Source organism: Nesterenkonia sp. HG001 (genome assembly GCF_034438835.1).
In the GTDB taxonomy this organism is placed as follows: Bacteria; Actinomycetota; Actinomycetes; order Actinomycetales; family Micrococcaceae; genus Nesterenkonia; species Nesterenkonia xinjiangensis.
This window is the reverse complement of sequence record NZ_JAOSZD010000001.1, coordinates 407,356-430,116: the sequence shown is the minus strand read 5'-3', so window position 1 is coordinate 430,116 and position 22,761 is coordinate 407,356. Positions and strand designations below refer to the sequence as shown.

14 protein-coding genes are annotated in these 22,761 nt (G+C 69.6%); 8 read left to right on the top strand and 6 right to left on the bottom strand.

Annotated features, from left to right (window positions below; genetic code table 11):
- The first annotated feature begins 70 nt into the window (after positions 1 to 70).
- Positions 71 to 1,051 carry a porphobilinogen synthase gene (hemB, locus tag ODE13_RS01880; RefSeq protein WP_322477742.1) on the top strand — a complete coding sequence of 327 codons (981 nt, stop codon included), beginning with the start codon at positions 71 to 73 and terminating at the stop codon, positions 1,049 to 1,051.
- A gap of 91 nt (positions 1,052 to 1,142) precedes the next feature.
- Positions 1,143 to 2,471 (top strand): glutamate-1-semialdehyde 2,1-aminomutase, encoded by a 1,329-nt coding sequence (hemL, locus tag ODE13_RS01875; protein WP_322477741.1) that lies wholly within the window; start codon positions 1,143 to 1,145, stop codon positions 2,469 to 2,471.
- A 126-nt stretch (positions 2,472 to 2,597) separates the two neighbouring features.
- Here the strand turns inward: hemL and betC are convergent, their stop codons facing one another.
- Positions 2,598 to 4,202 carry a choline-sulfatase gene (betC, locus tag ODE13_RS01870; protein ID WP_322477740.1) on the bottom strand — a complete coding sequence of 535 codons (1,605 nt, stop codon included), beginning with the start codon at positions 4,200 to 4,202 and terminating at the stop codon, positions 2,598 to 2,600.
- A gap of 73 nt (positions 4,203 to 4,275) precedes the next feature.
- Between betC and ODE13_RS01865 the strand changes: the two genes are divergently transcribed.
- Entirely contained in the window at positions 4,276 to 5,253 is a 978-nt protein-coding gene (locus tag ODE13_RS01865; RefSeq protein ID WP_322477739.1) for a formylglycine-generating enzyme family protein, read from the top strand.
- Between the two features lie 49 nt (positions 5,254 to 5,302).
- Here the strand turns inward: ODE13_RS01865 and ODE13_RS01860 are convergent, their stop codons facing one another.
- Both ODE13_RS01860 and ODE13_RS01855 read right to left on the bottom strand, forming a co-directional pair.
- Entirely contained in the window at positions 5,303 to 5,761 is a 459-nt protein-coding gene (locus tag ODE13_RS01860; RefSeq protein WP_322477738.1) for a hypothetical protein, read from the bottom strand.
- Between the two features lie 12 nt (positions 5,762 to 5,773).
- Positions 5,774 to 6,517: a 3'-5' exonuclease gene (locus ODE13_RS01855; protein ID WP_322477737.1), complete on the bottom strand. Its 744-nt coding sequence runs from the start codon at positions 6,515 to 6,517 to the stop codon at positions 5,774 to 5,776.
- A 90-nt stretch (positions 6,518 to 6,607) separates the two neighbouring features.
- Here ODE13_RS01855 and ODE13_RS01850 point away from each other — a divergent pair, with 90 nt between their 5' ends.
- Positions 6,608 to 10,087 carry an ATP-dependent DNA helicase gene (locus tag ODE13_RS01850; RefSeq protein WP_322477736.1) on the top strand — a complete coding sequence of 1,160 codons (3,480 nt, stop codon included), beginning with the start codon at positions 6,608 to 6,610 and terminating at the stop codon, positions 10,085 to 10,087.
- The gene (locus ODE13_RS01845) at positions 10,084 to 13,776 is read left to right on the top strand and encodes an ATP-dependent DNA helicase (protein ID WP_322477735.1); all 3,693 of its coding nucleotides are present in this window, start codon (positions 10,084 to 10,086) and stop codon (positions 13,774 to 13,776) included. The genes ODE13_RS01850 and ODE13_RS01845 overlap by 4 nt, the downstream gene beginning before the upstream one ends.
- Positions 13,777 to 14,215: 439 nt before the next feature.
- Here ODE13_RS01845 and ODE13_RS01840 read toward each other — a convergent pair whose 3' ends face one another.
- On the bottom strand, positions 14,216 to 14,899 hold the full coding sequence (locus ODE13_RS01840; RefSeq protein ID WP_322477734.1) for a TenA family protein: 684 nt from the start codon (positions 14,897 to 14,899) through the stop codon (positions 14,216 to 14,218).
- A gap of 103 nt (positions 14,900 to 15,002) precedes the next feature.
- Between ODE13_RS01840 and ODE13_RS01835 the strand changes: the two genes are divergently transcribed.
- The gene (locus ODE13_RS01835; protein WP_322477733.1) at positions 15,003 to 15,845 is read left to right on the top strand and encodes a DNA-formamidopyrimidine glycosylase family protein; all 843 of its coding nucleotides are present in this window, start codon (positions 15,003 to 15,005) and stop codon (positions 15,843 to 15,845) included.
- A gap of 47 nt (positions 15,846 to 15,892) precedes the next feature.
- On the opposite strand, the gene ODE13_RS01830 is transcribed toward ODE13_RS01835, so the two are convergent.
- Together ODE13_RS01830 and ODE13_RS01825 are read right to left on the bottom strand one after the other, a co-directional pair.
- Entirely contained in the window at positions 15,893 to 17,149 is a 1,257-nt protein-coding gene (locus ODE13_RS01830; protein ID WP_322477732.1) for an MFS transporter, read from the bottom strand.
- Between the two features lie 262 nt (positions 17,150 to 17,411).
- Positions 17,412 to 19,259 carry a phosphotransferase gene (locus tag ODE13_RS01825; protein ID WP_322477731.1) on the bottom strand — a complete coding sequence of 616 codons (1,848 nt, stop codon included), beginning with the start codon at positions 19,257 to 19,259 and terminating at the stop codon, positions 17,412 to 17,414.
- A gap of 187 nt (positions 19,260 to 19,446) precedes the next feature.
- Here ODE13_RS01825 and nudC point away from each other — a divergent pair, with 187 nt between their 5' ends.
- Together nudC and ODE13_RS01815 are read left to right on the top strand one after the other, a co-directional pair.
- Entirely contained in the window at positions 19,447 to 20,535 is a 1,089-nt protein-coding gene (gene nudC, locus ODE13_RS01820; RefSeq protein WP_322477730.1) for an NAD(+) diphosphatase, read from the top strand.
- Positions 20,532 to 22,718, top strand: coding sequence for an ATP-dependent DNA helicase UvrD2 (locus ODE13_RS01815; RefSeq protein WP_322477729.1), 2,187 nt, complete (start codon positions 20,532 to 20,534; stop codon positions 22,716 to 22,718). The genes nudC and ODE13_RS01815 overlap by 4 nt, the downstream gene beginning before the upstream one ends.
- Positions 22,719 to 22,761: the final 43 nt, after the last annotated feature.

Below are 22,761 nucleotides of genomic sequence, written 5' to 3'. Positions count from 1 at the left end.
CGGCCGCGAAGACCCGTGCGCCGGAGCATCGTCTGCACGATCGCCGTCCCCGACACTCTGGAGAGCCTGCGTGAGTTTCCCCGCCCGCCGTCCGCGACGGCTGCGCCGCACCCCCGCCCTGCGCCGACTGGTGGCCGAGACCCGGCTGCACCCGGCCGACCTGATCCTGCCGGTCTTCGTCCGGGAGGGTCTGGACGCGCCTGCTCCGATCAGCTCCATGCCCGGGGTGGTGCAGCACAGCGAGGCCTCCCTGCTGGAGGCCGCCGAGGAGGCCCGCGAGCTGGGGCTGGGCGGCATCATGCTCTTCGGCATCCCCGCCGTCCGAGACGCCGTCGGAACCGCCTCCCTGGATCCGGAGGGCATTCTTAACCGCAGCATCCGTGAGGTGAAGGCACGGGTGGGGGTGGACCTGCCGGTGATGAGCGACCTCTGCCTGGACGAGTTCACTGATCACGGCCACTGCGGAGTGCTCACCGCCGAGGGCGCGGTGGACAACGACGCCACCCTGGAGATCTACGCGCAGATGGGTGTGGCCCAGGCCGAGGCCGGTGCCGACGTCGTCGCGCCCTCCGGGATGATGGACGGCCAGGTCGCGGTGATCCGTCAGGCGCTCGACGAGGCCGGTCACCAGGAGGTGCCGATCCTGGCGTACTCGGCGAAGTACGCCTCGGCGTTCTACGGTCCCTTCCGAGAGGCCGTGGACTCCCAGCTCACCGGGGACCGGCGCACCTACCAGATGGACGCCCCGAACCGCACCGAGGCGCTGCGCGAGGCCGAGATGGACATCACCGAGGGCGCGGACATGATCATGGTCAAGCCCGCCACCGCCTATCTGGACATCCTGGCCGACGTCGCCGCGTTCAGCGACGTCCCCGTGGCCGCCTACCAGGTCAGCGGCGAGTACGCGATGATCGAGGCCGCCGCCGCCCAGGGCTGGGTGGATCGCCGAGGGGTCATCCTCGAGTCCGTCACCGCGATCCGCCGCGCCGGAGCGACGAACGTGCTGACCTATCACGCCGCCGAGATCGCCGGCTGGCTCCGCGAGGGCTGAGGCCCGCGCCGCCGTCGTCGCGCCTGCGGCCCCGACCTTGCCGAACCCCCGACCTTCCTTAACCATTGACCCCGTGATCCGAGAGGACCCTGTGACTGACCCGCAGACCACCAACCAGCAGCTCTTCGACTCGGCCCGTGACCTGATGCCTGGCGGGGTGAACTCCCCGGTGCGAGCGTTCGGCTCGGTCGGCGGCACCCCGGCGTTCATGGTCTCCGCGGAGGGACCCCACCTCACCGACGCCGAGGGCACGCAGTACGTGGACCTCGTCGGCTCCTGGGGCCCGGCCCTGCTGGGCCACACACACCCTCGTGTCATCGAGGCAGTCCACGCCGCCGTCGACGCCGGCCTGGGCTTCGGCACCTCTCACCCCTCAGAGACCCGACTGGCCGAGCTGGTGCGCTCCCGAGTGCCCGGGGCGGAGATGATCCGCATGGTCTCCACCGGCACCGAAGCCACGATGACGGCGATCCGCCTGGCGCGCGGGGCCACCGGCCGCAACCTGGTGGTCAAGTTCGCCGGCTGCTACCACGGCCACTCCGACGGGCTGCTCGCCGCCGCCGGATCCGGGGTCGCCACTCTGGGGCTTCCAGGCTCCGCGGGCGTCACCGAGGCTCAGGCCTCGGAGACCATCGTCGTGGAATACAACGACCAGGAGGCCCTGGAGCAGGTCTTCGCCGAGCGGGGCGACGACGTCGCCGCCGTCATCACCGAGGCCACTCCGGCCAACATGGGCGTGGTGCCCCCGGCGGAGGGCTTCAACGCGTTCCTCCGGGAGATCACCGAGCGGCACGGTGCGCTGATGATCTTCGACGAGGTCATGACCGGCTTCCGCATCACCGAGGCCGGCTACTGGGGCGCCTCCGGGCGCACCGAAGGCTGGACCCCGGACCTGTTCACCTTCGGGAAGGTCATCGGCGGCGGCCTGCCCACCGCGGCGGTGGCCGGGCGCCGCGACGTCATGGAGCACCTGGCGCCGACCGGGCCGGTGTACCACGCGGGCACGCTGTCCGGGAACCCGGTGGCGATGTCCGCCGGAGTGGCCACCCTGGAGCACGCCACCTCGGAGGTCTACCAGCACATCGACCGGCAGGCCGAGGTCGTGGCCTCCGCCCTGGGTCAGGCGTTGGACGCCGCCGGGGTGGACCACTCGATCCAGAAGGTCGGCTCGCTGTTCTCGCTGGCCTTCGGCACCTCCGCCACCGGGGTGAAGGACTATGCCGCCGCCCAGGCGCAGGAGACCTTCCGGTACGGCCCGTTCTTCCACGCGATGCTTCAGGCCGGGGTGTACCTCCCGCCGAGCGTCTTCGAGGCCTGGTTCCTCTCCGCCGCGCATGACGACGCCGCCGTCCAGCGGATCGTCGACGCACTGCCGGCTGCAGCCGAGGCCGCGGCCGCTGCAGAGGCTCCCGCGGGCTGAGGCCCCAGATAGACCGAGTGGCCACGAATCACCGGATCTTCCGGGTGACACGCCGTGCGTGCCCCGGAGATGCCGTGATTCGTGGCCACTCGATATGTGTGAGCAGGCCTCAGGGCCTGGGCCGGCTCAGCGCCCGGCGTCGCGGATGGTGCCGTACTCCAGGGCGGACCAGAAGTCGCCGCGCACGTATCGCTGCTCCGGCTCCGGGTTGAAGTCGAAGCTGCGGACCGTGCCCTGCTGCAGCGACGAGGCCACCAGACGACGGCGGCCCTGGCTGGCCAGGACCTTCGCCTCCAGCCCGGTGAGGTCGTACCGCGCGTCCAGCTCTGCGTGCAGGGCGGCGACGACGTCGGCATGCCCCGGGTCCGAAGCCAGGTTGCGCAGTTCGTCTGGATCAGTCTCCAGGTCGAAGAGCTGGTCCGGGTCCCCGGGGCAGGTGATGTACTTGTGCCGCCCGCGCACGATCGTCAGCTGGGGACGGTAGGTGCCCTCGGCCAGATACTCGATGACCACGTCCCGATCCTCCGGACCCAGCTCCCCGGCACGCTCCCGGCGGGCCACCTCCAGCACAGAGTCCCCGGGGGTCTCGGCCGCGGGTGCCCGGCCCAGCTCCAGCAGGGTGGGCATCAGGTCCAGCAGCGAGACCGCCGTGCTGAACCGTCCGCGCGGCACCAGACGCTCCGGGCCATAGACGATCAGCGGCACCCGCGAGGACTGCTCATAGGGGGACATCTTGTACCAGAGGCCCTTCTCACCGAGCATGTCGCCGTGGTCGGAGGTCACGATGATCACCGTGTTCTCCGCCAAGCCGAGCGTGTCGAGGCGCTCGCGGATGCGACCCACGTGGTCGTCGATGTAGCTGACGGCCGCGTAGTAGGCGCGTCGGGCTCGTCGGACCTCCTCGATCCCCGGCTCCCGGACGTCGAAGCCGCTCATCGCCCGCAGCCGGTGGCTGTGCGGGTCGGTCGCGGCGTCGGGCACCTGAGGATGCGCGGGGTCGGGAATGTCGCTGTCGGTGAACCGGTCCCAGTGCTCCGGCGGCGGCTCGTAGGGGTCGTGCGGGTGGATGAAGCTGCTGACCATCAGGAATGGCCGCGCCTGTTCGCCGTGGGAGGCTGCCCACTGGTTCGCGCGGGCCCGGTCGTTGAGATGGCGCAGCGTGCGGAAGCCCACCTCGTCGTCGAAGTCCTGCTGGACGGTGGCCTTCGAGACACCGGCGGAGAAGACGGCGTCGGCGTCGTGGTACCACTGCAGCTTCTGGTCCAGCGGCCGGGTCCAGTCCGGGACCATGTCCAGATCGGCGGGGTAGACGTCGGTGGTGAGACGCTCCTCGAACCCGTGCTGCTGGTCCGGGCCGATGAAGTGCATCCGGCCCACCAGCGCCGTGTGGTATCCGGCGTTGCGCAGATGGTGCGCGAAAGTCGGCGTCGAGGATTGGAAATCATCGCCGTTGTCGTAGCAGCCCAGCTCCGAGGGCATGAGGCCGGTCATCATCGACGCGCGGGACGGGGCGCACAGCGGGGTGTTGCAGTACGCCCGGTCGAAGACGGCTCCCTCGGCGGCGAGGGCATCCATGTGCGGGGTCTTCGCGGCCTGATCGCCGTAGGCCCCCATCGCCTGGGCGGCCATCTGGTCCGCCTGAATGACGACGATGTTCGGAGGGGAGACGGTGGCTCCGTCGGCAGGGGGAGACACGGTTCCGTCGTGGTGGGAGACGTGTTCTGCTGTCATCCTGCATCCCTCCTTCGGGGTCGTTCCGGGGTGACCTGCGACGTGCAGGCCGTGGCCAGCGTACAGGTTCGCGATGGCTAAGCTGGAGGGCATGGTCTCCACGCATGACGCACCCTCCTGCTGCGGAGCCTCCCGCGGAGAGGTCGACGACGCTGGCGCATCAGAGTTTGCGGAGAGCGAGTCCGGTGGGCCAGGTGCCATGCCGGCCCCGCCCCGCGAGATGCTCCAGGCGCTCACGGCCGCCGCCCCGGGGCAGCTGTCCCTGCTGGGGCTCGACGGCGGCGCCTTCCAGATGGGCAGCGAGGATCAGCTGGCCTATCCGCAGGACGGCGAAGGGCCGGTGCGACGCGTGAAGGTGACGCCGTTCGCGATCGCGGCGACCACGGTGACGGTGGCGGAGTTCGCCACATTCGTGCTGGCCACCGGGTATCGCAGCGATGCGGAACGAATGGGGGACTCGCTGGTGTTCAGCGGAAAGCTCGAGTCCGGGGTGGCTGATTCGCTGCCCCGGGTGGCGGACGCGCCCTGGTGGGCTGTGGTGCCGGGGGCCACGTGGTTCTCACCCGAAGGGCCAGGCTCCGAGGTGCGCGGACGCGAGGATCATCCGGTCACCCACGTCTCCCAGCGGGACGCTCAGGCCTATGCCGAGTGGGTTGGGGCTCGACTGCCCACTGAGGAAGAGTGGGAGTTCGCGGCCCGTGGGGGCCTGGACCAGCAGCCGTACCCGTGGGGTGGGGTGCGGGATCCTGAGGGGCAGCGTCGCATGAACATCTTCCCGGGCAGCTTCCCGGATGCTCCCGACGGGCCGGTGGGCACCGTCCCGGTGCGGTCCTACGCGCCGAACGGGTATGGGCTGTTCAACGTCACCGGCAACGTGTGGGAGTGGACGGCGAGCCCGTTCCACGGCGACCGGGCGGTGCCGGCGATGCGCGGCGGCTCCTATATGTGCCATGAGTCCTACTGCCGCCGGTACCGGACCTCGGCACGCAGCTCGGCCACGGCCGACACCTCGCTGGGGCATACGGGGTTCCGGCTCGCGCTGAGCCGCTGAGCCGCTGAGCCCGTGGCCGGGGCACAGACGCTGCTTCGGCCGGTGGACTTCAGGTGAGCTCGGAGCTCTTCTGAGGGTCGTGGGAGATCACGGCCTGCAACGGCGCGACGGCCAGCGTGGCGATGGTCAGGCAGGCGATGGCGTAACCGACGTGGCTGTCCAGGGAGTCCCGCAGGTGCGGAAGCACCCACATGATCAGTGCCGTCACCGCGGCGAGCAGGGACATCAGCGGCATCGCAGCACCGGTCAGGTGTGTGGCACCGTGGGCGCGCATTCCGTAGTGGATGGATCCGATGACTGCACCGCCGAGGAGGACCGTGTTCAGAAGAAGCAACATCCAGTAGCTGGGTGAGTGGTGCTCGGTGAGGACTGGCAGGGATCCGTGGCCGAAGAAGAACGCCGCCGCCGAGATCGTCAACAGGAATGCCGCGTACCCGTCATGAGGTGCCCCGAGACCCGGTTTCGCCACGGTCGTGTCCTGGTTCTGTTCCGTCTGCGGATCAACCATGGATCCACTGCATCACACCGGCCAGCTCGGATCCACGACGGCGTCCGGCCGGGTCTTGCGGAAGTGGTCCTGCAACGAGGCGGCCTGCTCGGCCTTCCACCCGATCTGCAGCTGGTGGAGCTCGTCCGCGGCGATCTGGATCTGCGGGAAGCGGGCGGCCAGGGCATCGGCGACCTCGACGGCGGCTCGGGCGTCGGCGGAAGCCGAGTGGGCGTCGTCGAGCACCACGCGATAATGCTCGGAGAGGTGGCCCAGGGTGCGCTTGCCGCGGCGGAACCTGTCCACCTGCTTGTCGATCACCAGGGGGTCGATGACCGGAGCCGCCTCGGGGAAGTCTGCCCCGTAGCGCAGGGCCTCCTCGGCGAGGACGGTGAGGTCGTAGGGAGCGTTGAAGACCACCACCGGGGTTCCGGTGGCGAACTCCTGGGAGAGCGCGTAGACGATCTGCGGGATCGCTTCGGCGGCGAGCTGACCCTCGGCCTGCGCACGTTCAGTGGTGATGCCATGGATGGCGGTGGTCTCCGCGGGGACCTCGACCCCCGGGTTGACCAGCCAGTCCTGCACACGCACTGCGGGTTCGGGTGCGCTCAGGCCGGGAGCGACCTCGGCCTGGGGTTCGAAGATCACCAGGGCCGCGGAGACGATCCGAGCGACTCGGGGGTCTCGGGAGGTGGTCTCCAGGTCGAAGCCGACTCGGCGGCCGAGGTGCCATGAGTCGCCGTTGGCGGGGAGGTCGAAGAGCATCGGGTTGTCCACACCTCCAGACTATCCCGGTCCCATGACATGTCTGCGACGGTCATGCGGGCCGGGACCTGCGTGTCACACCGCTCTGGTTGAATGACTGGCATGGAGTTCGATGAGTCCCAGCGCCAGGTCCTCGCCGCCGTCGCCGAGCCCGGCCACGGCCCGATCCTGGTGCACGGCGGACCAGGCAGCGGCAAGTCCACGCTCGCGGTGGAGCTGGCCCTGCGTCACCTGGAGTCCGGCCAAGACTCCCATCGACTCCTCGTGCTCTCACCCACCCGGGCGACGTCGGCGGCGCTGCGCGACGAGATCGAGACCTCCTGGGCGCGCCGGGACACCAGCGGCCGCGGCGGCTCCCTCTCCGAGCAGCCGTCGCGTTCCTTCTCCTCCTACGCCTTCTGGCTGCTGGGCGAGGCCCGCCGCCGCGAGATCCTCACCTTCCGCGCCCGCCAGCCACGCCTGCTCTCCGGTGCGGAGCAGGACAGCATCATTCGTCAGCTGCTGGCACCGGACCCCGCCACCGGGCTGACCACGATCAGCTGGCCGGCCGCACTGCAGGAAGCGGCAGGCACCGACGGATTCCGCAAGGAGATCCGCGAGCTCTTCGACCGCGCCGCCGAGTACGGGGTCTCGCCGGAGCGCCTGCGCGCGCTGGCCGAGTCCTGCCGTCGCCCCGAGTGGCGGGCCGCGGCCGACCTCTACGAGCAGTACCGGGAGGATCTCGATGCCGGCTCCAACGCGGACGCCTTCGACCCCGCCGGGCTGATCAACGAAGCCTGCAACCTGTTGGAGGAGAACCCTCAGCTGCTCGAGGACGAACGCCTGCGCCTGCGCCGGATCATCGTCGACGACATCCAGGAGGCCACTCCCAGCGTCTTCCGTCTGCTGCGGCTCGTCGGCGCCGGTGGGGACGTCGTCGCCTTCGCGAATCCGGAGACGGCGGTCCAGGGATTCCGCGGCGCCCGTCCGGACAAGCTGCGCAATTGGACGACATCTCCGCAGCGTCTCAGCTCCGAGGCCGCCGCCGGACTGGATCCGGAGACCGACCTCGACGTGGACGGCATCGTGCGCCGCAGCGTCTCCGGGGCGATGACGCCGGATCCGCACGGTGGACTGCCCGGGGCAGAGCCTGCAGTCATGGGGCTGGAGGAGAACCACCGGATCGCGCCGGCGCTGGGCCGGGTCTACGCCCGGGTGCTGCGTCGGCTGGCTCCGATCGGACCTCAGTCGGCCCGCAGGCGATGGGAGGATCTGCTGGCGGCCGGTGGTGAGGACGTCGGCCAGGGCACCAGCACTCACGACGGCGAGGAGGACGACGCCGTCCCCGGCTCCTGCGCTGTGGAGGTCGTGCCCCAGGACTATCTGGCTGAACAGTTCGTGCTCCAGGAGGTGCTCGACCGGCATCACCGGGCCGGAGTGCCCTTCGAGGAGATCGCCGTCATCGCCCGCAACGGGACCATGCTGACGCGTCTGGTGCGCATGTTCCAGGCCCAGGGCGTCCCGGTGCGGCAGTCGATGAGCGACGTCATCCTCAACCAGGAGCCCGGTGTGGCGCCGCTGCTGCAGGTGCTGAGCATCGTCGCTGACCCGGAGGCCAGGGAGGTCGAGCTGCCGGAGGTGCTGGTGCTGCTCACCAGCCGCTACGGGGATGCTGACTCGATGTCACTGCGCAGCCTGCGCCAGGTGCTCCGGCAGCAGGAGCGCCGCAGCGTCGAGGGTGAGCCGCGCAGCTCGGACGAGCTGCTGTGTGCGGCGATCAACTCCCCGGAGGATCCGGTCGTCGCCGCGGTGCGTGCCCAGGAGCGATACCGGCACCTCACCCGCGGGGTGGAGCGTATCGCCGCGATGATCCGTGCCGGGCGCACGGCCTTCGACGCCGCCGCCGGGCCTGAGGAGCTGCTCTGGGAGATCTGGGATGCCGCCGGGGTCAGCGCCCACTGGGCGGGGGTCTCCCGCAAGCCCACCGCTGAGGGTCGGGTCGCGGACCAGGACCTCGACGCCGTGATGGCGTTGTTCCAGGCGGCCGAGCGCTTCGCCGACCAGAATCCCGGGGCCACGCCGCAGGCCTTCGTGGATCACATGGAGCGCCTCGAGCTGCCCATGGACACCCTGGCAAAGACCTCCGCGGGCGACCATGCCGTGGAGGTGCTCACCCCCGCCAGTGCGGCCGGGCGGGAGTTCGACACGGTGATCCTCACGGGCCTGCAGGAGGGCGCCTGGCCGAACCTGAATCCGCGAGGCCAGCTGCTCGGCAGCGGACAGCTGGTCGACGTCGTCGAGGGGCGCACTGATGCCGCGGCCCAGTCGCCGCTGGTGAAGCGGATGCACGTGCTGCAGGACGAGTACCGGCTCTTCGCCTCCGCCGTCTCCCGCGCCAAGCGCCGGCTCTTCGCCGTCGCCGTCCACGGGCAGGAGGAGAGCCCTTCGATGCTGCTGGACCTGGTGGTCCCTCCGGATGAGCGCACGGCCCGCGGATCGGCCATCCCACGGCCCATCACCGCGCCCCGGCTCATCGCGGAGCTGCGCCGTCACCTGGAGGACAGTGTCCAACAGGAGCTCGACGGCGCCGAGGTCGGTCCCGCGGTTGTCCAGGAGCGGGAGGCTGCCGCTCGGGCACTGGCCCGCCTGGCTTCGGCCGGCCTCACCGGAGCCGACCCGGACCAGTGGTGGGGCCTGCCCGAGCTCAGCACCGATGCGCCGTTGCTGGGCCCCGAGGAGGTCGTGCGCGTCTCGCCGTCGAGCGTGCAGACCGCTGTGGAGTCGCCGCTGCAGTGGTTCACCCAGGCCGCCGGGGGAGTGGAGCCCACCGACTTCACCCGCATGCTGGGCTCGTTGATCCATGAGATCGCCGAACACCACCCCACAGAGACCGACCTCGAGGTGCTGCACCGGGAGCTGGAGGACCGGTGGCACACCCTGGGGCGCGATGAGGGCTGGGAATCCGAGAAGGACCGGCGGCGGGCCGAGCAGATGATCGGCAAGCTGGCCCAGTACTATCGCGCCGTCGAACGCGACGGCCGCGAGGTCGCCGCCCGAGAGCTGAAGGTCGAAGCGACCCTGGAGGTCCCCGCGGCCGAGCCCGACCATGGCGGTGCCGAAGCTCCCGGGCGCCGCACGGTCCAGATCCGCGGTGTGATCGACCGGGTCGAGCGCACGGAAGACGGCCAGCTGTTCGTCATCGACCTGAAGACTGGAAAGAGCAAGCCTCCTGACAAGGACATCGCCACCTATGCCCAGCTCGGTGCCTACCAGCTGATGGTCTCACTCGGCGCTGTCGACGCGGCCCTGGCCGGTGACGAGGGGGCATCCGGAGGAAGCGGAGAGGACGGTTCGCCGGATGCCGGCTCCGAGTCCCTCGGCGCTGCGCTGCTGCACGTGGGGAGGGGCGTGGCGAAGGTCGACCTGCAGGGACAGCCCGCCCTGTCCGAGGACGAGGACTGGCCGGTCCAGCAGGTCACTCTGGCGGCTCGGGTGATGTCCGGGTCCCGCTTCGACGCCTACCACCCCAATGGCCAGCAGTCCTGCCGCATCGGGGCACTCTGCCCGCTCTGCGAGGACGCGAAACAGGTGACCCAGCCATGAGCACACCGACGCACACCACGACCACGGGGGAGACCATGACTGCCCGCCTTGCGGTGCGCTACACCGCCTGTGACATCGTCGATGCCCTGCAGCGGGACGTCCCGCCGGAGAAGCGTCTCTATCCCACCGCCGAACAGCAGGCTGTGATCGAGGCCGGCATGGATCCGATGCTCGTGGTCGCCGGCGCCGGCTCGGGGAAGACCGCCACCATGGCTGACCGCGTGGTGTGGCTGGTGGCCAACGGCATCGTCCGGCCGGATCAGATCCTCGGGGTCACCTTCACCAAGAAGGCCGCTGGGGAGCTCAAGGAACGGATCGCCGGACGGCTGCGCCAGCTCGTCGACGCCGAGCTGATCGCCCCGGAGGACATCGTTCCCGCCGAGCTGGCGGAGTCGGCCCGCACCCAGTCCCTCTCCGATCTGCTGGCCCCGGCGGTGTCGACCTACCACTCCTATGCGAACACTCTGGTCAGCGAGTACGGACTGCAGATCGGCCTGGAGCCGGAGACCCAGCTGATCGGTGAGGCCAAGGCCTGGCAGATGGTCCACCAGATCGCGAGCAGCTATGAACGAGCCCAGGTGCTGGTGGATGCGGATCAGTCCGCCGGCGCCCTGGCCGGGCATGTCATGCAGCTCGCCTCGGACTGTGCCGAGCACCTGCGCACTCCCGACGACGTCGAGGCGCACCTGGACATCGAGCTCGCCCGCTACGACGGGTGGGTTACCGCCGGGGCGAAGCCGACCAAGGACCAGTCTGGGCTCGCCCAGAACCTCCGGGTGCGCCGGGAGATGGCCGAGTTGGTGCGCCGCTTCCAGGACACCAAGCACCGCGAGGGCGTGATGGACTTCGGTGACCTGCTGCGTTTCGCCGCGCGCATCGCCATGGAGGTCCCCAGCGCCGGAGCCGCCGAGCGGGAGAAGTATCAGGTGGTCCTCCTGGACGAGTTCCAGGACACCTCCTACGCCCAGCTCGCCCTTTTCTCCAGCCTCTTCGGTGTCGGCACCGGCGGAGATGGTGGAGCCGGAGACGGCGATGCCGGGGCAGGGGCTGGTCACGCGGTCACGGCTGTGGGTGACCCGAACCAGTCGATCTACGGGTTTCGGGGCGCCTCGGCCGGGCAGCTCTTCGACTTTCCCCATACGTTCCCCGCCGTTGACTCGGCCAGTGGTGAGCGTCGTCCTGCTGATTTGAAGCAGCTCACTGTGGCCTGGCGCAACGGGCGCAGCATCCTGGATGTCGCCAACCGGATGGTGGGGCCGTTCCGACCGGACTCGGCGGACTCTCTGGGCAAGCCCTGGAGGCAGCACAACGCTCTTCTGCGGGACCAGCTCAAGCCGCTCAGCTCCCCGTCCGGCGCGGCCGGTGGCACGGTGAGCTACGGCTGGTTCGCCTCGGAGGCTGAGGAAGCCGGTGCCATCGCCCAGCAGCTGGGGGCGGCCTTGGACGTGCCGGACGCCTCGGCACGGCCTAGCTGCGCGGTGCTGGCCCGCACTCGGGCGCAGCTGGGGACCGTGGCGGAACATCTGCGGGCCGCGGGCATCGAGTATGAGCTGGTGGGGCTCTCGGGCCTGCTACGGACCCCGGAGGTCGCGGAGGTGCTGGCCTATCTCCGCGTCATCGCGGACCCGGGCCGCTCGGATGCGCTGATCCGCATCCTGGGCGGTGCGCGCTACCGGATCGGTCCGAAGGACCTCGTCCAGCTGCAGCGCTCGGCGCGTGACCTGGAGGGCTTCCGACAGCGTGTCGACAGCGGCGGCGAAGTGCAGAGCGAGTCGGCCGACGCCCCGGATGCCGAGGACCGGTATGAGTCCACGGTCCTGGAGATGGACGAACGGTCGTCTCTGGTGGAGGCTTTGGAGCGGCTGCGGGACGCCCCAGAGCAGGCGGAGCGTCTGGGACTCTCGGCGGAAGGACACCGCCGGCTGCTGCTGGCCAAGGAGCAGATCCGTCGCCTGCGGCAGTGGGCCGGACTGGACCTGGGCGTGCTGATCCAGCGGATCGTCAGTGACACGGGCCTGGATGTGGAGGTCGCGGCCCGCCCCTGGGAGGAGCAGCACTACGCGACTCGGCAGCTGGACGCGCTGATCGATGAGGCGGAGGGCTACGCCTCCACCGAGACCACGCCGGATCTGCGCAGCTTCTTGGACTGGCTCGATGCCGCCGAGGAGAAGGAGCGAGGGCTCGAGCAGGCCGACATCGAACCCCAGGAGGGCGCGGTGCAGCTGCTGACCATCCATGCCTCGAAGGGCTTGGAGTGGGACGTGGTCGTCGTCGCCGGGCTGCGGGAGGAGAAGTTCCCCACCCAGCAGACGGACCGGTGGACCGGGAAGAAGGGGATGCTTCCGGCCCGGCTGCGGGGTGACCGGCTGAGCATTCCGCAGTGGGAGTCGGATCAGGACACCTTGCAGGAATGGGCTGTGGCCGCCGGTGCCGGGAACTTGAAATCGTTCACGGACGAGAACTCTGTCTACTCGCAGGACATGGAGGACTTCAGCCGGGAGGAGGAGCGTCGCCTGGCCTATGTGGCCGTCACCCGGGCGAAGAAGCTGCTGATCTGCACAGGAGCGTGCTTCTACGCGCATACCAAGGGCAAGGGGCCCTCGGAGTTCCTGGAGGAGATCCGCGAGGTCCTCGACGCCGGCGGTGGGGCTGGGCGGAACCAGTTGGCGTGGGCCGAGGTCGAGGACATGACCTCCAACCCGTTGGCGGGGCAGATGTTGGGGGCGCACTGGCCCTATGATCCGCTGGCGCCGATGCCCATCGCCCGCTATCAGGAGCAGAAGGCGCCCGAAGGTGAGGCCCGGCTGGCGACCAAGGAGCAGATCGACGCCCCGGCGCAGGATCCTGGACGCCGTCCGGCACTCACCCGCGCCGCGGAGATGGTCCGGCAGGCCAGGGGACGGGAGGCGTACTCGAGCGAGGGCGAGCTGACTCCGTGGGAGCAGGAGGCCAAATGGATCGTGGACCGGGCCCGCGCTCAGCAGCGGGGCAGCGGGTTGCCGGCGTTCCCCGCGCACATCAGTGTCTCTGGAGTGGTGGGCATGGCGCGCAATGCGAAGGGAATGGCCGAGTTCGCGAGGCGGCCGGTGCCGGTGAAGCCCTCCCAAGCCGCCCGCCGCGGCACGGTGATGCATGAGTGGATCGAGGAGTTCTACGAGACGCGCAGTCGCCTGCCGGACATCGAGGAGCCCGGGCGTGGAGACGAGGAGCTCGACGACGCCTTCGACCTGGCCCGGGTCAAGGAGCAGTTCACCCGGACCGAATGGGCGCAGCGGCAGTTGTACGCGGCCGAGATACCGGTGGAGACCTCCATCGACGGCGTGGTGGTCCGCGGACGTATTGACGCCGTGTTTGGGCGGACCGAGGACGGCCGCGACCTCACCGCTGCGGACCAGCACCGCTGGGAACTGATGCCTGGAGAGGAACGCGACGCCCAGATGCGCCGCTGCACCTGGCACCTGGTGGACTGGAAGACCGGCATGGTCCCCACCGGCAAGGACCTCACCGAGAAGCAGCTGCAGCTGGCCGTCTACCGACTGGCCTTCCACCGGCTCTACGGAATCCCGCTGGACCAGATTGAGGCCTCGTTCTTCTACGTGGAGCGCGGGGAGACAGTTCCCGGGACCAACCTGCCGGAGGCCGAAGCGCTGGAGGAGCACATCCGATTCGCACGTTGTCACTTCGGATAAGAGACAGTCCTTCGGCCTTGAGGGAAGTCGCAGCAACTCCATCGATGATGGTTGCGTTGCATGGTTGCTGCGACAGCACGGTCGCAGTTGCCCGGGAGGCTGGAGTTTCCGCTCGGAAATGGGCTTCGCCCCTGGATCTGGCGCAGCGGCCCTGAGGGTGGGGCCAGCACCGTTACTTCCACAACTGTGATCTCTTGACCGACTTCGACGGACTGCACGTCATCGATGTCCAACGTCCGGCCCGGAGGGGCTCACTTCACCGGTGCGCCTCAGTGCCGCCCCAGGGTCGCTTCTGACGAGGCAGTGTACGGCCTCTGGGATCATCATGATGCGCCGGGAGAACTTCTCCGTGGTGTAAGCAGGCTCGCCTGCTCGGCGTCGATTGATATACCACCCGGAGAGCCATCCGTCCCCTGCCGGAGGCCTCCGCAGATGACATTCAGAACTGGTAGGCAGCGTCGAAGAAGGCGCGCTCGATGCCCACCACTCGGTGCCAGCGCACAGCGAGGCGAGCGGCTGCGTCATCGTCCTTCGGCGCGACGCGGTTGAGCTCATCGATCAGGAACTGGGTCCAGGCGCGAAACTCATGGCCGCGGTGGAGGTCGATCCAACCGCGGTGCTTGGGTGCCGTGGGCAACTCACGCTCCAACTCTCCCCAATCCAGGTACAGCCACTCAGCGACCGCCAGAACCACGAGCAGGTCCGCGTAGTCCCGGGCCTGGGCCACCTCCCACATCTGAGCCACGAACTCCTCCGTGGTGCGCGTCAGCTGCGGATCCTCCACATCCTGCTGCGGGACCCCCAGTTCCGTGAAGGCCTGCTGAAAGTAGCCGTCCTCATCCGCGGCGAGCATGCCCAGCTGCTGGGAGAAGCGCAGTCGCGCGGACTTCGAGTCCGTGGTGGCGACGCAGGCACCCAACATGGCCACGAACGCATCGAAGAACTGGTAATCCTGCACCAGGTACCGCGCCAGGACCTCGTCACTGACCGTACTGGCGAAGAGCTCCTCCACGAAACGATGATGCACCGCCGCGTCCCAGTCTTCAGCAGAGGCCGCCCGGAGCCGACCGGCGAAGGAGCCTGGGTGAACATCAGCAGGGGTGGTGAACGACGTGTCAGCCATGCTCCCATCCTAGGTATGCAGCCCAGGGAGCTAGGGGTGAGCATCTTATTAATCTGCCACACCGAGTTCGCCGGTTCGAGTGAAGGTCGCAGATACTGAACCCATGCCCGAAGGTGACAGCGTCTTCCGCGAAGCGGCCATGCTCCACGAAGCACTGGCCGGCCGCACCCTGCTCTCCACCGACTTCCGAGTACCGGCCTTCGCCACTGTCGACTTCGCCGGGCAGACGGTGGGCCGGGTCCAGGCGCGAGGCAAGCACCTGCTGATCACCGTCGGTGACGCCGTCGTGCATTCCCATCTGAAGATGGAGGGTACCTGGCACGTCTACCCGCGCGGTACCGGTGGGCCAGGAGCCAGACGAGGGGGACCCCGGTGGAAGCGCCCCGCCCATACCGCCCGATGCGTGCTGACCGCCGAGCATCACCAGGCGGTCGGCTTCTCCTTGGGGGAGCTGCACGTCTTCACCCCCGCCGAGATGGATGAACACATCGCCCATCTCGGCCCTGACCTGCTCGGAGAGGACTGGAACCCAGCCGACGCTGCACGCCGGATGGGCTCCCAGCCGGACCGGGCCATCGGCGTCGCGCTGCTGGACCAGCGCAATCTGGCCGGGGTCGGCAACGTCTACCGCAGTGAGATCTGCTTCCTCGCCGGCGTCCACCCGGACACCCCGGTCGGCGCAGTCCCGGATCTGAGCCGGATCATCGACCTTGCCCATCGGCTGCTGCAGATCAACAAGCTCCGCGGCCGCCGGAGCACCACCGGCACGCCGACCGCAGCGGTGCAGTACTGGGTCTACGGGCGAGGTGGGAAGCTCTGCCTGCGCTGCCAGAGTCGCATCATCCGGTCCCACTCTGGGGAGGAGTCCCAGCGACGCGCAGCTCAGGAGGACCGGGTCATCTACGTCTGCCCGACCTGCCAGCCATCACCCGGCCAGCCGAGCTGAGCAGGCTTCTACACGACCTGCCCAGCACCTCACCAACCCGGAGGGACTCAGCCGTGCGCCTGCTCCCGCCGGCTCAGCCAGATGACGTACCCGGCGATCAGCACCCCTACCGCCGCGGCGGCGGCGCCGACGTAGCTGGGTGCGCGCAGGCCCCACCCAGCGTCGATCACCGAGGCACCGATGATCGCGCCCAGGGCGTTGGCGGCGTTGAACGCCGAATGATGCAGGGAGGCGGCCAGCTGCGGGGCTCGCGGAGCCGAGTCGATCAGGTAGGTCTGCATCGAAGGACTCAGCGCAGAGGCTGAGGCGCCCACCAGGAAGAGGAACACTAGGGCCAGCAGCGCGATGTGCGCCGTGGCGGCGAAGAGCACCATGAACACGGAGATGAGCGCCATCGAGATGATCACCGTCCCCAGCACGGACTTGTCCGCCGCCCACCCGCCGATGAAGTTCCCGACCACCATGCCGACGCCGTACAGACCCACCACATAAGGCAGGTAGCGGGCATCCAGCAGGGCCACATCCGTCATCACCGGGGAGATGTAGGAGTACAGGGCGAACATTCCGCAGAACCCGACCACGGCCAGCAGGATCCCGACCCAGAGTCGCTGGGACTTCAGCCCCTTGAGCTCTCCCTTCATGGAGGCATGCTTCGAGGGCATCTGCCGGGGCGCGAAGGTCGCCACCGCCGCCATGGTGATCAGCGCCAGCACCATCACGATGGCGAACATCCACCGCCAGCCGAACTGCTGACCGGCCCAGGTCACCACCGGCACGCCGATCACATTCGCGATCGCCAGACCACCCAGCACCGCGGCGATCGCCTTCGAGCGCCGCGTGGGTCCCGCCATCTGGGCAGCCATCAGCGCGGCCACCGCGAAGTAGGCTCCATGCGGTAGGCCCGAGATGAATCGCGCCGCCAACATGGTCTCGTAGTTCGGAGCCAGCAGGCTCAGCCCATGGCCCACCACGAACAGCGCCAGCAGGAACAGCGCGTACTTCCGCCGCTCACGGGTCGCCCCGGGAAGGGCCAGCAGCGGAGCACCGACCACCACGCCCAGCGCGTAGGCGCTGATCAGATGCCCACCCTGGGGGATGGTGATCTCCAGATCAGCCACCGCTTCCTGCAGCAGCCCCATGATGGCGAACTCGGTGACACCGATCGCGAAGCCACCCAGGGACAGCGCCACGATCGCGATGACGATCTGGCGTCGGGAGAATCGCGGATCCTCCGTCACCAGGGGAACGTCGCTGGTGGCAGGGTGCGCGGAGTCGTGCTGAGGAGTGCGGGTGGAGGTCGGCACAGAGAGTCCCCTCGATCAATCAGGTGTGCACGCCAGGGGAGGCGCGGGATACAGGTCTGCGTTCGTCAGAAGAGAGCACACCGATGTGCTGAACACGCAGGCGACAACTCGGCCGGGGGCGGGCCCATTCCCCGCAGAAGGAGAGATTGCTGTCACAGCACAGGGCATGTCACCCGATCGGCGGAGGCCGGTGCATGCCATGACGGCGGTGCGTCGCCCCGCTGGCACAGGGGAAGCGAGCCAGCGAAGCAGCGCTCACCGGTCAGGATCCCGGCGGGCGAAGCCCTGGGTAGGTCGAGTAGATGGCGCTGCGGGGAGAGGAGCCCGACGACGGCGACCCTTCGCCCTCGTCGGTCGGCTCGGACGAGCTAGTGCCCTCCACCGTCGCGTCCCGCTCCGAACTGCCCCGAGCTGTCGGTTCCACGGCGGTGGTTCCCTGCCCGCCGGACTCGTGGGATGGAGACGCATCGCCGCGGGCCTCGTCGGGAACGTCGGCGGGCGGGACCACCGGGTTCGTGCCGGTGTCGGCGCTGGGAGCCGACCGTGCGCTGTCCGCGGACTGCGCGGGGAAGAAGTTCTTCTGCTTGGCCCGCTTCTCGGACTCCGCATCAGCCAGGATCGGCAACGACCCGGACTCCGGCCGCCGTGACTGCCCCTCAGCAGTCTCCGGCACCGGAGAGATCGTCCCGGTCGGGGTGTCGTCTTCGTCCAGGAAGAGCGAATCATCCACGACGCGGGGAATGTCCCCGGTGGGCTGCTCATCCGCGGCGGGGGAGCGCGTGGAGGCGGCACCGTCGTCCACCGGGGAAGCGGGGGAGACCGGAGAAGAGGGGGACTCCGGGGAGCCAGGAGAGGCCGGCGACGCCGGGGACACGGCGGGGAGTTGGCCGGTCGGGGCGTCGTCGTCGAGCGCAAACTCAGCCGGAGCCGTCGCCGGCTCGTCACCGTCGGAGACCTCGGGCTCGTCACCAGGCCCTTCTGCGCTCTCCTCAGCGGCCTCCGAAGGGGAGGGCTCCGAGGAGTCCTCGGCAGAAGCATCGGTGATGACCACCGGCTCATGGTCATCCGCGCCGGACTCGGCCCACTCGCCGGTGTCAGCCACCGTGGCGGCCGCTCCGGCACGGGCCACCGGCCGCGAGTCCTGCTCCGAGGCCGGTTCCTCTCCCTGCATCGGGGTCAGTGAGATCGGCTGTCCACCGTGGGCCTCGATGTCCTCCACCAGCTGACGCAGCAGGCCCCGTGCCTCCTCGACCATCTCCTGGTTCTCGGTGGCGTGACCGCGCACCAGCCACTGGGCCAGCGCGAACTCAGCGGTCAGTGCCGCCCGGCGCATCAGGTAAGGGTCGCTCGGGCCCCTGCGGTGCTGCTGATAGGAGGTCAGAACCGCCTGGGCGAATTCAGGATCGGGGGCGGCGGCCAGCCACGCGAAGTCATCCGCCGGGTCACCGATGTGCAGATCGGTCCACCCGGTCACCGCCACCACGCGCTCGCCCTCGACGAGCAGATTGTCCTCGTGCAGATCCCCGTGGCCCACCGTCGGAGTGAAGTCCCACAGGAGCTTCTCTTCCATGGCATGCTCCCAACGGCGCAGCAGCGAGGAGGGGATCTGGCCGGTGGTCGCGGCCTGGTCGAGCTCGTTGAGCCGCCGCTGGCGGAACCGCTCGGCCGAGTAGCGGGGCAGATCCGCATGGTCCACCACCGACTCATCCAGATCGTGGATCGCAGCGATGGTGCGACCGACGTCCCCGATCACCTCGGCACCGCTGGCGGTCAGCTCCTCCAGCTCGAGGGTGCGTCCCGGCAGATGGTTGTACACGAAGGTGCGCATCTCACCGCGCCGCACCGCACCCGCCACTGACGGCACGCGAAAGGGAAGCTCCGCGCGGATCGCCGTGGAGAAACCACGCAGCACCTGCAGCTCGGTCTCCAGACGCATCGCCGCCTCCTGATGCTGCGGAGAACGGATGCGCCAGCGGTTGCCCTCGGAATCGATGACGATCGCCGAGGTGAAGTCTCGGGCGTCGTCGGCGACGGCGGCCACTCCCGTCGGGGAGAGGCCCGGCACAGCGGCGGTGGCCAGAGCCGCCAGTTCCATCGATGTCCATCGCACGGTCACCAGCGTATGGTCTCCTGATGCTCCTGGTCCGCTAGGGCACGCCGTGTTCCGGAACTTCTGTCATACCTGCCACAGCGCGTGGGCGGCGCCCCGGGCGACGCCGGGAGCCCGACTGGTCCGGAGAGGGCAGGCCTCCTCGGACGCGTGCTCAGCAGTCACCGGTGAGCGCTACGGTAGATCCATGCAGTCTGCACCTGGTGTCCTCGACCTCCCGCTGTCCCGGCCGCGCATCGACCGCCGCGACCAGGACCGCCAGCGCCCCGACTGGCTCGCCCAGGTGTGGCAGTCTCCGGGCGCCCGTGTCCTGCGGCTCGACGACGGCCGCGCGCCCGTGCGGGATGAGGCCGTCGCATCGGACGCTCCGGTCGCAACCCTCGGGCGGGACGGCGCACCGTCTCGCCTCGCCCGCCTGCGACTGGACCTGCGGGCCCCGCACGGGGCGCTGCCTGCGGATGCCGTCTACCTGGGTGCGGACGGCACGGCAGCCGACGGGTCACCGCGTCATCTGGTGGCCGTGCCCGCGCCCGGCGAGGCCCATGACGGCGAACGGGCTCCATCGCGCACCGGCCACGCGGACAGCGGGGTGATGCGTCGCGAGACCGACGCCACCGAGGCAGACGGCCGACCCTCGGTCCGCTGGGCTGACCTACGCAGGGCCGGCGCGCACCTCGACGCCCTGGAGGCCGAGCTGCTCACCCAGGCCACCGCTGTGCTGAACTGGCACGCCACCTCCCCCTTCTGTCCCCGCTGCGGCTCCGCCACCGAGATCCGCAGCTCGGGCTGGATGCGACGGTGCCCCGCCTGCGGGGCGGAGCACTTCCCCCGCACGGATCCGGCCGTGATCACCGCCGTCGTCGCCCCTGATGACACGCTTCTGCTGGGATCGGCCACCCGCTGGGACGCTCGCATGTACTCGACCTTCGCCGGATTCGTGGAGGCTGGCGAGTCCCTGGAGGACGCCGTGGTCCGTGAGGTCGCCGAGGAGGCAGGGGCCACAGTGGAGCGCGTCGAGTACATCGGTTCCCAGGCCTGGCCGTTTCCACGCTCGCTGATGCTCGGGTACCTCGCCCACGCACGGGACACCCAGGCCCGTGCCGACCAGGACGAGATCCGCGACGTACGCTGGTTCACCCGCACCGAACTCCACGAGCAGGTCGCCGGCGGGCACGTGGGCATCCCGCCCCGATCCTCGATCTCTCGGGCGCTGATCGAACACTGGTACGGTGACACGTTGCCCGACGTCGACATCTGGAGCAGAGGAGTGCGATGACCTCGTCCCCGTCCGACCCCCAGGCTCCGGACGCGGTCCTCGACGGGCTCGACGAGGAGCAGCGCCAGGCCGCCAGCACCCTGAGCGGACCGGTGTGCATCCTCGCCGGTGCCGGGACCGGCAAGACGCGGGCGATCACCCACCGCATCGCCTACGGGGTCCGCGCCGGCGTCTACGATCCCCACCGGCTGCTCGCGGTCACATTCACTGCCCGCGCAGCCGCCGAGATGCGCTCCCGGCTCAACGCCCTGGGCGCCCCCGGTGTGCAGGCCCGCACCTTCCACGCCGCGGCCCTGCGCCAGCTGCAGTACTTCTGGCCGATGGCCATCGGCGGGGTGATGCCGGAGATCCTCGACCACAAGGTCCGGCTGCTCACCGAGGCCGCCCGGCGCCTGCACATCACCACGGACCGGGCCGCCCTGCGCGACCTCGCCTCCGAGATCGAGTGGGCCAAGGTCTCCACCCTGACCCCCGACTCCTACCTGGAGCTCGCCGGGGACCGCCCTCCGCCCGGGGGAGTGGACCACCGGACGTTCGCCAAGCTGTACCAGTCCTATGAGGACGTGAAGCTGGACAAGCACCTCATCGACTTCGAGGACGTGCTGCTGCTGACCGTGGGCATGCTCGAGGACGACGAGCGGGTCGCTGCCCAGGTCCGCCAGCAGTACCGGCACTTCGTGGTCGACGAATACCAGGACGTCTCCCCGCTGCAGCAGCGCCTGCTGGACCTCTGGCTCGGTGGCCGCGAGGAGCTGTGCGTGGTGGGAGACGCCTCCCAGACGATCTACTCCTTCACCGGTGCGACCCCCGACTACCTGTTGAAGTTCACTCGACGCCACCCGGAGGCCACGGTGGTCCGGCTGGTCCGCGACTACCGCTCCACCCCTCAGGTGGTGCAGATGGCCAACGTGCTGCTGGCCGACCGCACCCGGGAACAGGCGCGGATTCGCACCCAGCTGCAGGCCCAGGGCGAGTACGCGCCCTCCTGGCCGGACCCGCTGCGGCTGATCTCCCAGCGTGAGCACGGCCCTACCCCCTCGGTCACCCAGCACGCCGACGACGACGCCGAGGCCCGCTGGATCGCCGAGCAGATCGGTGCCCTGCAGGAGAAGGGCGTGCCGCTGAGCGAGGTGGCGGTGCTCTACCGCACCAACGGGCAGTCCCAGGCCTTCGAGCAGGCACTGACCTCGGCGGGGATCTCCTATCAGCTGCGTGGCTCGGAGCGGTTCTTCTCCCGCCGCGAAGTCCGCGAGGCGCTCGCCGCGCTGCGTACCTCCTCCCTGGTGGAGGAGGGTGAGGACGGTGTGCCGAAGACGGTGCGGAACATCCTCTCCTCCCACGGCTGGCGTCGCGAGGCCCCCGAGGGCACCGGAGCAGTGCGGGAACGCTGGGAGTCGATGGCGGCGCTGGTCGGGCTCGCCGACCAGATCCACGCCGGCAGGGAGGCGCTCGGCGAAACCCTGACCATGCGGGAATTCACCTCCGAGCTGGACGAGCGCTCCGCTGCCCAGCACGCCCCCACCGTGGAAGGGGTCACGCTGGCCTCCTTGCACTCGGCCAAGGGGCTGGAGTGGGACGCGGTGTTCCTGGCCGGGCTCAACGAAGGCCTGATGCCGATCACCTTCGCCAAGACCCAGCGGGAGGTCGACGAGGAGCGGCGGCTGCTCTACGTGGGCATCACCCGCGCCCGCAAGCATCTCTACATGTCCTCCGCGCAGGCCCGGCACTCGGGCGGCCGCGGCCGGCGCAGCCCCTCCCGGTTCCTGCGTCCGCTGCGCCGGGAGCTCGGACTGGAGGAGCCCACCCGGAAGATCGCGCCGTCCTCGGGCGCGGTGAATCCCAATTCCCGCGCGAAGCGGAAGACGGCGACCTGCACCACGTGTGGGATGGTGCTGACCACCGGGACGGAGGTCAAGCGCCGGCGCTGCGAGGACTGCCCCGCACGCTATGACGAGGAGCTCTACGCCCGCCTGCGCACCTGGCGCTCCGCCCACGCCAAGGAGCTCGACGTGCCGGCCTTCGTGGTCTTCACCGACGCCACCTTGGAGGTCATCGCCGAGCGGCTTCCCCGCACTGACGCGGAGCTGCTCGAGGTCCCCGGGGTGGGGGAGCGGAAGCTGGAGAAGCACGGCGAGGCGCTCAAGTCGGTGCTCAGCGAGGCCACCGAGGCACGACGCGGCTGACGTCGCACCGGCCTGCCCACGCCCGTGACGTGATCCGGAGCGC

Coding starts and splice junctions, on each gene's coding strand:
- betC (WP_322477740.1), bottom strand. CDS start 4,202: ATGACAGCAGAACACGTCTCCCACCACGACGGAACCGTGTCTCCCCCT.
- ODE13_RS01850 (WP_322477736.1), top strand. CDS start 6,608: ATGGAGTTCGATGAGTCCCAGCGCCAGGTCCTCGCCGCCGTCGCCGAG.
- ODE13_RS01835 (WP_322477733.1), top strand. CDS start 15,003: ATGCCCGAAGGTGACAGCGTCTTCCGCGAAGCGGCCATGCTCCACGAA.
- ODE13_RS01840 (WP_322477734.1), bottom strand. CDS start 14,899: ATGGCTGACACGTCGTTCACCACCCCTGCTGATGTTCACCCAGGCTCC.
- ODE13_RS01865 (WP_322477739.1), top strand. CDS start 4,276: ATGGCTAAGCTGGAGGGCATGGTCTCCACGCATGACGCACCCTCCTGC.
- ODE13_RS01845 (WP_322477735.1), top strand. CDS start 10,084: ATGAGCACACCGACGCACACCACGACCACGGGGGAGACCATGACTGCC.
- ODE13_RS01815 (WP_322477729.1), top strand. CDS start 20,532: ATGACCTCGTCCCCGTCCGACCCCCAGGCTCCGGACGCGGTCCTCGAC.
- nudC (WP_322477730.1), top strand. CDS start 19,447: ATGCAGTCTGCACCTGGTGTCCTCGACCTCCCGCTGTCCCGGCCGCGC.
- ODE13_RS01860 (WP_322477738.1), bottom strand. CDS start 5,761: ATGGTTGATCCGCAGACGGAACAGAACCAGGACACGACCGTGGCGAAA.